Annotated in this window: 15 protein-coding genes; 7 read left to right on the top strand and 8 right to left on the bottom strand. The window is 71.9% G+C overall.

The features are described from left to right. From D7V93_RS23935 to D7V93_RS23960, 6 genes are all read left to right on the top strand, one after another. The coding region (locus D7V93_RS23935; protein ID WP_279636940.1) for a nitrilase-related carbon-nitrogen hydrolase at positions 1-347 on the top strand (347 nt) is incomplete at its 5' end. Between the two features lie 81 nt (positions 348-428). Beyond that, complete coding sequence (locus D7V93_RS23940; RefSeq protein ID WP_120645615.1) at positions 429-884, top strand: FecR domain-containing protein; 456 nt, start codon at positions 429-431, stop codon at positions 882-884. Further along, entirely contained in the window at positions 881-1,732 is an 852-nt protein-coding gene (locus D7V93_RS23945; protein ID WP_120645616.1) for a peptidoglycan-binding protein LysM, read from the top strand. The genes D7V93_RS23940 and D7V93_RS23945 overlap by 4 nt, the downstream gene beginning before the upstream one ends. A gap of 21 nt (positions 1,733-1,753) precedes the next feature. Continuing rightward, entirely contained in the window at positions 1,754-3,466 is a 1,713-nt protein-coding gene (locus tag D7V93_RS23950; RefSeq protein ID WP_120645617.1) for an HD domain-containing phosphohydrolase, read from the top strand. 109 nt (positions 3,467-3,575) lie between these two features. Further along, a complete protein-coding gene (locus tag D7V93_RS23955; RefSeq protein WP_120645618.1) occupies positions 3,576-3,917 on the top strand; it encodes a DUF971 domain-containing protein in 342 nt (113 codons plus the stop codon). A gap of 25 nt (positions 3,918-3,942) precedes the next feature. After that, entirely contained in the window at positions 3,943-5,880 is a 1,938-nt protein-coding gene (locus D7V93_RS23960) for a serine/threonine-protein kinase (RefSeq protein WP_120645626.1), read from the top strand. A gap of 39 nt (positions 5,881-5,919) precedes the next feature. Here D7V93_RS23960 and D7V93_RS23965 read toward each other — a convergent pair whose 3' ends face one another. The 5 genes from D7V93_RS23965 to D7V93_RS23985 form a co-directional block, all read right to left on the bottom strand. Beyond that, positions 5,920-6,489 (bottom strand): ClpXP protease specificity-enhancing factor SspB, encoded by a 570-nt coding sequence (locus tag D7V93_RS23965; RefSeq protein WP_120645619.1) that lies wholly within the window; start codon positions 6,487-6,489, stop codon positions 5,920-5,922. A gap of 36 nt (positions 6,490-6,525) precedes the next feature. Further along, the gene (gene smpB, locus D7V93_RS23970) at positions 6,526-7,008 is read right to left on the bottom strand and encodes an SsrA-binding protein SmpB (protein ID WP_120645620.1); all 483 of its coding nucleotides are present in this window, start codon (positions 7,006-7,008) and stop codon (positions 6,526-6,528) included. A 17-nt stretch (positions 7,009-7,025) separates the two neighbouring features. After that, positions 7,026-7,880, bottom strand: a complete 855-nt coding sequence (panC, locus tag D7V93_RS23975) for a pantoate--beta-alanine ligase (protein ID WP_120645621.1) — start codon at positions 7,878-7,880, stop codon at positions 7,026-7,028. 2 nt (positions 7,881-7,882) lie between these two features. Then, entirely contained in the window at positions 7,883-8,791 is a 909-nt protein-coding gene (gene panB, locus D7V93_RS23980) for a 3-methyl-2-oxobutanoate hydroxymethyltransferase (RefSeq protein WP_120645622.1), read from the bottom strand. A 168-nt stretch (positions 8,792-8,959) separates the two neighbouring features. After that, positions 8,960-9,604 carry a deoxynucleoside kinase gene (locus D7V93_RS23985; RefSeq protein ID WP_120612708.1) on the bottom strand — a complete coding sequence of 215 codons (645 nt, stop codon included), beginning with the start codon at positions 9,602-9,604 and terminating at the stop codon, positions 8,960-8,962. A 192-nt stretch (positions 9,605-9,796) separates the two neighbouring features. Between D7V93_RS23985 and D7V93_RS23990 the strand changes: the two genes are divergently transcribed. Further along, complete coding sequence (locus D7V93_RS23990; protein ID WP_120645623.1) at positions 9,797-10,084, top strand: hypothetical protein; 288 nt, start codon at positions 9,797-9,799, stop codon at positions 10,082-10,084. Positions 10,085-10,088: 4 nt separating this feature from the next. Here the strand turns inward: D7V93_RS23990 and rsmA are convergent, their stop codons facing one another. The 3 genes from rsmA to D7V93_RS24005 form a co-directional block, all read right to left on the bottom strand. Beyond that, positions 10,089-10,982, bottom strand: coding sequence for a 16S rRNA (adenine(1518)-N(6)/adenine(1519)-N(6))-dimethyltransferase RsmA (gene rsmA / locus D7V93_RS23995; protein ID WP_120645624.1), 894 nt, complete (start codon positions 10,980-10,982; stop codon positions 10,089-10,091). Between the two features lie 18 nt (positions 10,983-11,000). Beyond that, on the bottom strand, positions 11,001-11,999 hold the full coding sequence (gene tsaD / locus D7V93_RS24000; RefSeq protein ID WP_120645625.1) for a tRNA (adenosine(37)-N6)-threonylcarbamoyltransferase complex transferase subunit TsaD: 999 nt from the start codon (positions 11,997-11,999) through the stop codon (positions 11,001-11,003). A gap of 44 nt (positions 12,000-12,043) precedes the next feature. Then, positions 12,044-13,191 (bottom strand): tetratricopeptide repeat protein (locus D7V93_RS24005; protein ID WP_147451295.1); only part of this gene is annotated, 1,148 nt, incomplete at its 5' end.

The raw sequence follows: 13,191 nt of genomic DNA on the forward strand, positions 1-13,191 counted from the left end.
GCTACGACCTGCGCTTCCCGGAGCTGTACCGGCGGCTGTCGAAGGACGGGGCGACGCTGCTGGCGGTGCCGGCGGCCTTCACGATGATGACCGGCAAGGACCACTGGGAGGTGCTGCTCCGGGCCCGGGCCATCGAGAACCAGGCGTACGTGCTGGCGCCGGCCCAGGGCGGGCGCCACTCGGCCCAGCGGCTGACGTACGGGCATGCGATGGTCGTGGACCCCTGGGGGCTGGTGACGGCGCGCGCCTCCGAGGGCGAGGGGCTGGCGGTGGCGCCGGTGGACCCGGAGCTGCAGGCGCGCATCCGGCGCAACCTGCCGTGCCTGGAGCACCGGCGGCTCGACTAGGCAGGCGGTCCCTGGCACCGGGGGGACCCCCTCCCCGGGCCCGTTTGCGGTTAGACTGACGTCCCACGGAAAGCCCCTCTCGTGAACGGACGACGCTGGCCCCCCTTGCTGTTCATGGTCGCACTCGCGACCCTTCCTCCCGGCTGCACGGCCGACGAGAAGCCACGCGGGCCCGCCGAGGCGCCCCTTCCCCCTCCGGTGCCCCGCGCGCACCTGCGGGACCTGTCAGGGGACGTGCAGATCAAGCGCGCGGTCGCTGACGAGTGGAGCGCCGCGCGGGACGAGTTGCCGCTGTACGAGAACGACAAGGTGCGCACCGAGTCCGGGGCGAGTGCCCAGGTGGTGTTCGCCAACGGAAGCACGGTGCACCTGGGGGGCGATTCCCTGGTGGGGATCGCGGAGAGCAAGCTGCGGACGGATGTCACCGTCCTGCGCGGAAGGGTGGACGCCACGTTGGAGAAGCCGGCCACCCAGTCGCTGTCCGTCACTACTCCGTCCGCCACGGTTCGGGCTGGCAGGAAGATCGAGTTCCAATGAAGGCCGCCCTCTGGCTCAGTGCATGGATGGGTCTGTCCGTGGTGCCCACGGCTCCGGCGGTGGTGGAACGCGAGTCCCGGGAGGGCTCGCCCCTCCTGGCGGCCACCACGTCCGCGTCCCCGCCGAAGACGGCGGGAACGGAGCCGCAGACGGCGCGCAAGGCGCTGGAGATGTCGCGCGCGGCGCTGAAGGCCGCGCCGGACGACGCGCGGCGCCGCGAGGCCGAGGTCCGCATGAAGGACGCCGAGGCGCACTTCCGCGAGGCGCGCTACGCGGACGCGCTGCACAAGGCGGACGAGGCCTGGGCGCTGCTCAACCCGCCCCAGCCCTCCAACTTCACGGTGGAGGTGGACCACGACGGCGGCACCACCACCGTCACCCACCGCCAGGGGCCGCCCGTCACGGTGGAGGCCCAGCACGCCACCCGCATCCTCGCGAAGGGCGAGTCCGTGAGGGTGCAGCAGGGCACCGTCCTGCCGGAGCCGCCCTCCGCGCCCCAGCCGCTGCAGCCCGCGGACAAGTACCGCTTCACGCTGAAGCCGACGGCGGCCGGGCTGATGGGCCCGGTGACGCTGTCGTGGGCCGCGGTGGAGGGCGCCACGCGCTACGAGGTGGAGGTCGTCCCGGAGGCGGCGGAGGCGGGCGCGGAGCCCGTGGCGCCGGTGCGCGCGGTGATGGGGGCGCGGCAGTGGGCGCTGCCGGCGCTGCCGGCGGGCCGCTACCGCTGGACGGTGACGGCGGTGAGCCCGGACCAGGGCCGGTCCGTCCCTTCCGCGCCGCGGCGCTTCGAGCTGGCCGTGGACGCGCTCGAACTCAACGTCAAGGTGAAGGACGGCTGGCAGAAGTAGCCAGTCGGTGAGGAGCCTCCCGTGCGTCTTTTCAAAGCCATCCTCCTGCTGATGCTGGTGGTCAGCATCATTCCCACGGTGATGGTGGGCTGGTTGTCGGTGTCCCATACGCGCGAGCTGCTCATCCGCGACGCACAGGAGCTGGCGCAGGAGCGCGTGAAGCAGCTGCGGCTCAAGGCCGAGGGCTTCCTGGAGGACCCGACGGAGATGGTGGTGGGTCTGTCCAGCGTGCCGGGCGGGTTCTTCAGCCTGCCGCGCGACACGCAGCGCTCGCACATCGCGGCGGTGCTCAACCAGCGCCAGGAGGTGCTGGCCCTCACCGTGTTCGGCGCGGACAAGCAGCGGCAGCCGGGGCTGCAGGCCTTCGCGGTGCACGACATGGCCCCCAGCGCGGTGGCCGAGCACGAGGAGCGCGCGCGGGCGCTGCTCAACGCGGGGCTGACGGGGGTGCGCTATTCGGACGTGGTGGCGTCCCCGGGCGGCGGCGGGCCGGTGGTGACGCTGGCGTTCCCGGTGGGCGACCCCGTGCAGGGCTACATGGCGGCGGACCTGACGCTCGCGGGCCTGCGGCAGATGCTGGCGCAGGAGCGCGTGGGCAGCACGGGGTTCGCGTACCTGGCGGACCGGAACGGGCGGCTCATCACCGGCGGCGGGGACCTGGGCGCGGTGGGCGAGGACGTGTCGAAGCGGCCGCCCCTGGAGCACCTGCTCAAGCAGCGCGAGGGTTCGCCCGACACGGAGCTGTTCCACGTGGGCAACTTCGGCGAGGGGCGCGCCGCGGTGGTGTCCGCATACTCGGTGCTGCCGGAGGCGGGCTGGGCCATCGTGTCCGAGCAGCCGGTGGAGCACGCCTACCGCCAGGTGGAGACGATGGAGCGGCGCATCCTCCTGGGGCTGGGGGGCGCCATCCTGGTGGCGCTGGTGCTGGCGGCCATCTTCTCCCGCAACCTCACCCAGCCCCTGAAGACGTTCATCGCGACGTCGCTGGAGCTGGCGCGCGGCAAGTTCGGCGTCGAGGTGAACCTCAAGCAGAAGAACGAGCTGGGGGAGCTGGCCCAGACGTTCAACTACATGAGCAAGCAGCTGCTCGCGTACGACATGGAGACGCGCGGCCTCTACGAGAGCCTGGAGAAGGGCTACCTGGAGACCATCGTCGCGCTGGCCAACTCCATCGACTCCAAGGACGCGTACACGCGCGGCCACAGCCAGCGGGTGGGCGACGTGGCGGTGCAGATTGGCCGGGAGATGAAGCTCACCGAGCGCGAGCTGCGCCAGCTGCAGTACGGCGGCATCCTCCACGACATCGGGAAGATTGGCATCGTGGAGTCCATCCTCACCAAGCAGTCGCGGCTGACGGACCAGGAGATGGCCACGATGCGCGAGCACCCCGCCATCGGCGACGCCATCATCGGCCCGGTGACGTTCCTGGGCCCGGTGCGCGCGTGCGTGCGCCACCACCACGAGCGCTGGGACGGCACGGGCTACCCGGACAAGCTCCAGGGGGACTCCATCCCGCTGCTGGCGCGCATCGTGGCGTGCGCGGACACCTTCGACGCGTGCACCTCCACGCGGCCGTACCAGAAGGCCATGCCGCTGGAGAAGGCGATGGAGATCCTGGACAACCTGAGCGGCGCGCAGCTGGACCCCCGGGTGGTGCTGGCCCTGCGCGCGGTGCTCGCCCAGCAGGGCGTGCGGCTGGAAGGCCACCGGCAGCCGGTCAAGCTGGCGTCCTGAGCGCGCCCCCTCTCGCAAACCCCGGACGGCGCGCGCGGGACGTCCCCTGCCCCGCCGGAAGGATGGTAGGGAGGGGCCTGCTGTGCCCAAGACTCTGGAAGGTGGACCGGTGAGCAACTTCTGGGACCGCATCAAGCCCGCGCCCAAGCCCGTCAGCGCGACGGACGCCAGGCTGTCCGCGGACGGCGAGTCGCTGACGCTGACGTGGGACGACGGCGTGACGACGACCGCCACGGCGCAGGTGCTGCGCCAGCAGTGTCCGTGCGCCGCGTGCGTGGACGAGTGGACGGCCAAGCGCACGTTGGACCCCGCGCAGGTGCCCGCGAACCTGCGCGTGTTGCAGATGCAACCCGTGGGCAATTATGCGCTCGCGTTCGTGTTCAGCGACCAGCACAACACCGGCATCTACCCGTGGAAGCACCTGCGCGACCTGACCCAGGCGCAGGGCTGACGCTCCGGGCTTCTTGGAGGACCTCGTGACTTCGCGCTATCGGCTGCTGCAACCCCTGGCCACGGGAGGCATGGCGGAGCTGTTCCTGGGCGTGGCCAAGGGCGCGGAGGGCTTCGAGCGCACCGTGGCCATCAAGCGCATGCTGCCGCACCTGGCGCGCGAGCCGGGCATCGCGAGCATGTTCGTCGCGGAAGCGCGGCTGTCCATGCGGCTGCAGCACCAGAACATCGTCACCGTGCACGACGTGGGTGAGGGCCCCGAGGGGCTCTTCCTGGTGATGGAGCTGGTGGACGGCTGGGACCTGGGGGCCATCCTGCGCGCGGTGGCGCGCCAGGGGCTGCGCGTCCCGCCGCACCTGGCGGTGTTCATCGCGAGCCAGGCCCAGGCGGGGCTGCTGCATGCGTACCGGCGCCAGGATGAGGGCCGGGCGGTGATGACGGCGCACCGGGACGTGTCCCCGTCCAACCTGCTGGTGTCGCGCGAGGGCGAGGTGAAGGTCACCGACTTCGGCATCGCGCGGCTGGAGGGCCTGTCGCGCACGGAGCCCGGCGCCTTCAAGGGCAAGGTGCCCTACGCGGCGCCGGAGGTCCTCCGGGGCGAGCCGGCCACGGCGCTGAGCGACCAGTTCTCGCTGGGCATCATCCTGTCGGAGCTGCTCGCCGGACAGCACCCCTTCGGTCCCGCGGTGGAGCCGATGGCGGTGGCCTACTCCATCCTCAACCGCGCCCCCGCGTCGCTGCCTGATGTGCCCGCGTCGCTGGCCACGCTGGTGCTGCGCATGCTGTCGCGCGACCCGGAGGGCCGCTTCCCGCAGCCGGAGGACGTGTCCGAGGCGCTCGCGCGCTGGCTCGCGCAGACGGGCGAGCCCGCATCGTCGCACGCGCTGGCCACGTTCCTGCGCGGGGTGCGGCTGCCTCCGTCCGTGGGAGACCTGGCCCGGATCGCCGCCCAGGAGAACGCGACGGCGCCCGCCGTGTCGTTCGTCACGTCCGGCGGGCCTCCCGGGTCGGCCGACGCGCCCTCCGGGACGCGGACGTCCCTCTTCGGCGCGGCGCCTTCGCCCTCCGCGCGCGGGGAGCCCGTGCCGTGGAAGGTCCCGGGACCCGCGGCCGTGCCCGTGGGAGGCGAGGAAGCGGAGCCGTGGAGTCCGAGTCCCGGGGGCGTGGCGCTGTCCGCCTCGGGCGAGGTGGTTCACGCCTGCGCCGTGTGCGGCGGGGCCCTGGACTCGCCCGACGCCCCCTGTGAGGCCTGCACCCGGGGGCCGACGGCGCGGGCGTCCACGCCGTGGAGCTCCGCGGCCGAGACGCCGACCGTCCTGGGCCCGGCCGCGGCGCGAGGGCCCCGTCCCGGGGAGCCATCCGCCACCGGCCGTGCTTCCGGCCACGGTGCCCCCGCAGGCGCGCCTCCAGGAGCCGTGCGTGCGTCGTCCGGGCCGTCGCGGAAACCCGCCCCTGTGGCGGACAGCGCGGCGCCGTCACTGGCCACGCAGTCGCTCGCGGACTTCGATGACGCCGGACGCCGGGCCCGGCCCAACATCCATCAGGCGTCCGTGGGCGACCTGGAGCTGGAGGAGCGCGGGCCTCGTCCCGAGGGCACCTCGTGGGAGCTGGAGCCGCCGGCCCCGCCGCCCCGCCCGCGCAGGCGATGGGGCCCCGTGGTGGCGCTGTTCGCCATCGTCACGGTGCTCGCGGGGGGCGTGGTGTTCCTGTGGCCCCGCTACGAAGCCCAGGTGCTGCATGCCCTCAACGGCGGCCAGACGGGTACGCTGTCCATCCGCAGCGAGCCTTCCGGCGCGCGGGTGACGGTGGACGGCGTGGACGTGGGCGTGACGCCCCTCGTGATGGACAACGTCTACCCGTCCCGCGCCATCCCCGTGCAGCTCAAGCTCCGGGGCTACCGCGCGTGGACGGGCTCGTTCATGGGCGGCATGAAGGCGGACATCGACGCGGAGCTCAAGCGCTGACGTCCGGCCCGGTCCTCCGTGGACTTGGGGAGGACCGCCCTACTTCACCAGCCGCAGGTGCCCCCCGCGGCGCGGCGGCTGCGGCTCCTCTGGCGGGCTGCCCGGGCCGCTTTCGGCGGCGGCCGGTGACGGCACCTCCGCGGGGCGCGCCTGCGTCTCTGGCTCGTCGGAGTGCTCGCTCTGCACCTCGCGCAGGAACGCGCGGGGCCGCTCGGCGGCGACGGGCACGGGCACCGGCGCGGGCTGCGGCGGACGCGACACGGAGGCGGACGCCACGGGGGGCTGCTGGAGCAGCTCCGGCGGCATCTCCTCCGGGTACATCCAGAACTCCTTCGTCACGTGGCTGGCGATGGCGAACAGCGCCGACCAGGGCACCGCCACCGTGAAGCGCGAACCGGAGAAGCTCAACGTGGAGCGCACGCCCCACTCGCCCACCGTGAGGTCGGGCGGCTCGAAGCGGTAGGAGAGGTTGAGGCGCAGGTGTGCTTCGCCTCGGAGGCTGGCGGGGACGAGCACGCCGGGGCGGCGCGCGTCCAGGTGGATCATCACCATCCCCTGATCCAGCGCGGCCAGGAGCCGCTCCTTCTTGTCTGAGACCTTCTTGTCCATTCCAGCCTGTCCGGCGGGGAATTGCGGGCGCGCCCTTCAACGACGGCGCACTTCCCGGTCCATCTCCCGCTTCGTCTCCCGTTCCTTGATGTCGTGGCGGCGATCTTCGTGCGTCTTGCCGCGGCACAGGCCCAGCTCCACCTTGGCCCGTCCCTTCCTGAAGTACAGCACGAGCGGGATGATGGAGTAACCGCGCTCGCGTACCTTCGCCGTCCAACGGTCGATCTCCGACCGGTGCATCAACAGCTTGCGGCCCCGCGTGGGAAGGTGGTCGAACACACTCGCCGCCTTGTAGGAGCCGATGTGGGCGTTGAGCAGGAACAGCTCCGTGCCCTTTTGCAGCGCGTAGGCGTCCGACAGGTTGGCGATGCCATCCCGCAGCGACTTCACCTCGCTCCCGGTGAGCTCCAGCCCCGCTTCCACCTTTTCGTCCACCGTGTAGTCGAAGCGCGCACGCCGGTTCTCGGCAATGAGCTTCACCCCCGGCTCAGCACCCACACCCTTCGGCTTTCCGGCCATAACGTGTCCCGAGTCTCCTAACCGGCCAGGGGCATGTTGTCGATGAGCCGCGTGGCGCCGCAGAAGGCGGCCACCAGCACGCGCGCCGTCTGCCCCGGCGCCACCGTCGCGAGGGACGACAGCCGCTCCGCGTCCCGCACCTCCACATAGTCCTCGCGCAGGTCCGCCGCCTGGAGCTCCCGGCGGACGGCCTCCACGAGCGCTCCCGTGTCCCGGGTGCCGGAGGCGAGCAGGGCCTGGGCCGCTCGCAGGCCCTTCGACAGGGCGAGCGCCCGCTGCCGCTCGTCGGCGGACAGGTAGGCGTTGCGGCTGCTCATCGCGAGCCCGTCCGCTTCGCGCACCGTGGGCATGCCCACGATGTCCGCGCCCAGGTGCAGGTCGCGGTTGAGCGCGCGGATGACCTGGAGCTGCTGGTAGTCCTTCTCACCGAAGAGCGCCACGGCGGGCCGGAACAGCGCCAGCAGCTGCGTGACGATGGTGGCGACGCCCCGGAAGTGGCCGGGACGGCGCTCACCGCACAGTCCCTGGCTGACGTCGGTGACGTCCACGTAGGTCTGGTAGCCGGGCGGGTACATCACCGCGGGCTCCGGGGCGAACACGGCCTCCACGCCCGCGCTCGCGCACCGGCCCAGGTCCCCCTCGAAGTCGCGCGGGTAGCGCGCGAGGTCCTCGCGGGGGCCGAACTGCGTGGGGTTCACGAAGATGGAAGCGGCCACCACGTCCGCGCGCCGGCCGCCCTCCCTCATGAGCGAGACGTGGCCCTCATGGAGGAACCCCATGGTGGGCACGAGCGCCAGGCGACGACCCTCCTTCTGGAGGGTCTCCACCCAGGCCTTCACTTCCGGCACGGTGCGCAGGACGCGAGGGGCCATGGCTAGACCGGGGCCCCGTAGATGGCGCCGACCTTCTCCGCGCCCTCGGCGAGCGCTTCCGACTCCGGACCCACCGGCGTCGCGGCCACGAGGCGCACGTTCTTGTTCGCCTTGAAGCTGTGCTCGTCGTCGGGGAACGTGCCCCCGCGGACCTCCGAGAAGAACGCGCCCGCCGCTTCCGTGATGTTGCCGTGCAGGTTGGCGAAGCGCTTGACGAACTTCGGCTTGAAGTCCGGGTTCATGCCCAGCAGGTCGTAGCAGACCAGCACCTGCCCGTCGCAGTGCTTGCCCGCGCCGATGCCGATGGTCGGAATCTTCAGGCTCTGGGTGATGGTGCGCGCCAGCTCCAGCGGCACACCCTCCAGCACCAGCGCGTACGCGCCGGCCTCTTCCAGCGCGAGCGCGTCGTCCAGCATGCGGCGCGCGGCGTCCTCGTCGCGGCCCTGCACCACGTAGCCGCCCATCTTGTGCACCGACTGCGGCGTCAGCCCCAGGTGGCCCATGACGGGGATGCTGGCGCGGACGATGGCGCGCACGGTGTCGGCGAACTCGGCGCCGCCCTCCAGCTTCACGCTGCCCACGTTGCCTTCGGAGACGAGCCGGCCGGCGTTGCGCACCGCCTCGTGCGGCGACACCTGGTAGCTCATGAACGGCAGGTCGCCCACCACGTGCGCCCGCTTCGCGCCCCGGCTCACCGCGGCCGAGTGGTAGACCATCTGGTCCATCGTCACCGGCAGGGTGGATTCCTGGCCCTGGATGACCATGCCGAGCGAGTCACCGACCAGCAGCACGTCCGCCCCACCCTCGTCGAGGATGCGAGCGAACGTCGCGTCGTACGCGGTGACCATGCAGATCTTCTGGCCAGACTGCTTCAGGCGCTTCAGCGTATGGATGGTGACCTTGTCCTTCACGGTTCACCTCCTGTGGAGACGGGTGGGACGGCCTCGTGGAACGACAAGCCCCTCGCCGTCCCCAGAGGGGATCGCCGGAGGCCGGGGTGCCACGAAGGTGCACTCTAACGCCCTCGGAGCCTCATGTGGGGCTTCCCACACGACGAACAGCCTGGCGGGCGATTGACGTCAGGCCCGCCGGGACGCCCGCGGCACGTAATGCTGCACGCCGGGCTTCGCCGCCTGGATGGCCTGCATCAGTTCCTCGCGGTCCGCCTCGTTGTGGACGAAGTCGATGTCCGAGGTGTTCACCACCAGGAGCGGCGTGTCCGTGTAGTGGGCGAAGAAGTCGTTGTACGCGTGCGTGAGCGACTCCAGGTAGCCCGCGTCGAACTTGCGCTCGAACTCGCGACCGCGCTTCTTGATGCGATGCAGCAGCACGTCCAGCTGGGCCTGGAGGTAGATGACCAGGTCGGGCCGGGTGACGCGGGGCCCGAGCGCCTCGAAGACGCGGTCGTAGAGGGCCAGCTCGTCCGACGCCAGCGTGAGGTTGGCGAAGATGCGGTCCTTGGCGAACAGGTAGTCGCTGACCGTGACGGAGCGGAACAGGTCCTGCTGGAACAGCTCCTGCTGCTGGCGGAAGCGCGACAGCAGGAAGAACACCTGTGTCTGGAACGCGAACTTCTGCCGGTCCGCGTAGAAGCTGGAGAGGAAGGGGTTCTCCTCCACCACTTCGAGGATGCGGCGGCTGCCCAGGCGCTCCGTGAGGAGGTTGGCGAGGCTCGTCTTGCCCACGCCGATGGGCCCTTCGACGACGATGTAGCGGTGGTCCATCGGCCCGAGGCCTCCGCCCCCGGAAAACAGCACATGCGCCGCATGCGCGCGGGGGGCGGATAACACAACCATGCTCCCGCGCATCCGGCAATTTTCGCCGGCCCACCCCACCCTTGCACGGCTCCAGGTCATCTCTTACGGTGCCCGCCCACACGTCCCGCGAACACCGGGACAGCAGGAGTGCTCGGTTAGATGCGCGGCAGGCAGCGGGTGAAGACGGTGGTGGACGTGGTGGAGCGCGAGGAAGCCGCGCCCGCTCCACGCCCCGCGACGGCCCCGCCCGCACCTCCGGTGGACGTGGATCCACTCTACGGCGTGGCGCTGCTCAAGACGGCCTTCGAGCTGAAGCGCCGGCCAGACGGCTCCGTGGACGAGGTGCTGAGCACGGTGCTCGCGCGCCTGCGCATCGACGAGGGCGAGTTCCGCGCCTTCCTCGCCCAGCAGGGGGGGCTCCTGGCCGCGCTGGGCCAGAAGCACTGAAGCGCTAGGACGCGTCGTCCGCGTCTGCTTCCGAGTCGGGCTCGGGCGCGTCGGGAGGCGGAGGCGCCATGGCGGTGACGGGCCCGAGCGCGCGCTCGATGGCGGCGAACTCCGCCGGGGAGAGCGTCTCCGCGCGGCGGCCCGGATCCACACCAGCAGTCTGGAGCGCGGCGAGCAGAACGTCCGGCTTCGCGAGCCCCTTGTCGGACTTGAGCGAGTTGATCAACGTCTTGCGGCGCTGGGCAAAGCCGGCCTTCACCAGCCTGGTGAAGCGGGCCTCGTCCACGAGCGGCGCGCGGGGACTGGCGAGCCGCGTGAGGCGCACCACGGCGGAGTCCACCTTCGGGGGCGGGTGGAAGCGCCACGCCTCCAGCGTGAGGACCTCCTCGACGTCGAAGTGCAGGCCGAGCAGCACCGTGAGCAGCCCGTAGTCGCGGTTGCCGGGCTCGGCGGCCAGGCGCACCACCACCTCCTTCTGGAGGGTGAAGACGGCGCGCGAGATGTGGGCGCGCTGCGCGAGCACCTGGAAGAGGATGGAGCTGGTCAGGTGGTACGGCAGGTTGCCCACCAGCGCGATTTCGGGGACGCCGGCCACCTGGGCGAAGTCCACCGTGGCGGCGTTGCCGGACACCACGCGCACGCCGGGGATGGCCTCCTTCTCCAGCACGGCCACCATGTCGCGGTCGCGCTCCACGGCGGTGACCTGCGCGCCGGTGGCGGCGAGGAAGCGCGTGAGGTGGCCCAGGCCCGGGCCCAATTCCACCACGGGTTCGCCCTCGCGCAGCTCGAGCGCGTCCGCGATGGACTGGAGCGCATCCGCGTCTCCGAGGAAGTTCTGGCCCCAGCTGTGCTTGGGGCGCAGTCCGTGGCGCTTGAGGATGTCGCGCGGCGATTCCACTGAGGAGCCGTCCCTTCCCTACTCCATGCGCCAGGCGGGGTCGGCCGCGAGGCGGAAGTCACCGCGCAGACCGCGGCGCCACGCTTCATACCCCGCGACGGCGATCATCGCCCCATTGTCCGTGCACAGTCGCACCGGGGGCAGGAACATGCGCAGCCCGCGCTCCTCCGCGCGCTCCTTGCACAGCGCCCGGAGCCGCGAATTCGCCGCCACGCCGCCACACAGCACCAGCTGCGTGTGGCCCAGCCTCCGCGCCGCGGCGACGAGCTTCTTCGACAGCACGTCCGCCACCGCCTCCTGGAACGACGCGCACAGGTCGTGGAGCGCCTGCCCCTCCGGCACGCCGTGCTTCTGGATGTGGTGGAGCACCGACGTCTTCAGCCCGGAGAAGGACACGTCGAAGTTGTCGCCCGGCAGCGCGCGCGGGAAGCGGATGGCCTCCGGGTCGCCCTTCTGGGCCAGCTCGTCGATGGGCTGCCCGCCCGGGTACGGCAGGCCGAGGATGCGCGCGGTCTTGTCGTAGGCCTCGCCCGCGGCGTCGTCGCGCGTGCGGCCGACGAGGCGGTAGTTCCCGTAGTCGCGCACCTCGTAGAGGCTCGTGTGGCCGCCGGACACCACGAGCCCCAGGAACGGCGGCGCGGGCGCGTCCTCCAGCAGCCGGATGGCGAGCAGGTGGCCCTCCAGGTGGTTGGCGCCGACGAAGGGCTTGCCGGTGGCGAGGCTCAGGCCCTTGGCCACCTGGAGCCCCACGAGCAGCGCGCCGATGAGGCCGGGGCCGGACGTGACGGCGAGCAGGTCGATGTCGTCCAGCGTCTTGCCCGCGCGGGTGAGGGCCTCGTGCAGGACGGGCATCACCTGGACGATGTGGTTGCGGCTGGCCAGCTCCGGCACGACGCCGCCCCAGCGGCGGTGGATGTCCACCTGCGTGGAGACGACGTCCGACAGCACGCGCCGACCATCCTCCACGACGGCGGCGGCGGTTTCATCGCACGAGGTTTCGAGTCCGAGGACGAGCACGACGACTCCGGCAGGGACGGGAAGGCGGAAGGGCTGCCCGCCGCCTAGGTGCCCATCCCCTTGAGCAGCGCGCGCACCTCTTCGGCCGAGGTTCCCGTCGGTTCGAGGAACAGATACCGCTTGTAGGCCTCGGCCGCTCGGGGTTCCTCACCGGAGAATTGCAGCGAGCTGCCCAGCCAGAACCAGGCCTTCGCGTTCTTGGGCTCCTGGCGGACCACGTCCTGGAGCAGCTTGGCCGCCTCGCGGTAGCCCGCCGCGCTCATGTTGTTGCTGTTGGCGAGCGAGATGCCCAGGCCGGCCTTGGCCTCGGTGGAGTCCGCGTTGAGCGCGAGCGCCTTGCGGTAGGCGCCCACCGCCGCCTTGAAGCTCTTGCGGCTCATCGCCGTGCGGCCTTCCTTGATCAGGTCGGCGTAGGTGGCCTTCGCCACGGGCGGCGCTGTTTCCGGCGTGGCCGGAGGCGCGACCGCGAGCCCCGCGTCGACGGGCGCAGCGGGCTCGGGCGTGACCACCTTCACGGGCGGCGTGCCGGCGTCCACTTCCACGTTGGCGGTGACCGTCTTCGGCGGGACGGCGCCCGCATCGACCGGGTCCTCCTGCACGGTCTTCACGGGCGGCGGCGCGACGTCCGGCACGGCCGGGACCTCGGGCGGCTTGCGCGCTTCCACGGGCTGCTCGACCTTCGGCGGCGGCACGGGAGTCACTTCCCCACCCGAGCCCCGGGAGATCACCACCGCGGCCACGGCCGCCAGGAGGACCAGGCCTCCGGCGACGTAGAGGCCCGTGCGCTTGGGCTTCAGCACGGCGCTCAGCGCCGCGTCGTCGTCTTCGGGCGACGGCGCCTTCGGCCCCACCGGGCCCTTCGCCACGGGCGGCGACGTCACGACGTTCGTCGCGGGCGGCGGCGCCACGGGCGTGGCCGGAGGGGTCTCCTGCACGGGCTCCGTGAAGTACGCCTCCGCCGCGGGCACGTCCTGCGCGGCGGTGTCCTCCGGGACGCTGACGGGCACGGACGCGTCGAAGGGCGTCGACGCGGGGAACTCGACGTTGAGGCTCGAGGGGCCCACCTGGGGCGGGACGATGCCGTGGCCCGGGTACGGCGGCAGCGCGAGCTGCTGGGGCACGGTCGCCGCTCCGTCCTCCACCATCGGCTCCAGGTCCTGCGGGGCCGCGTCGTGGCCGGGATCATCCAGGC

The organism is Corallococcus llansteffanensis, assembly GCF_003612055.1.
Classification (GTDB): domain Bacteria; phylum Myxococcota; class Myxococcia; order Myxococcales; family Myxococcaceae; genus Corallococcus; species Corallococcus llansteffanensis.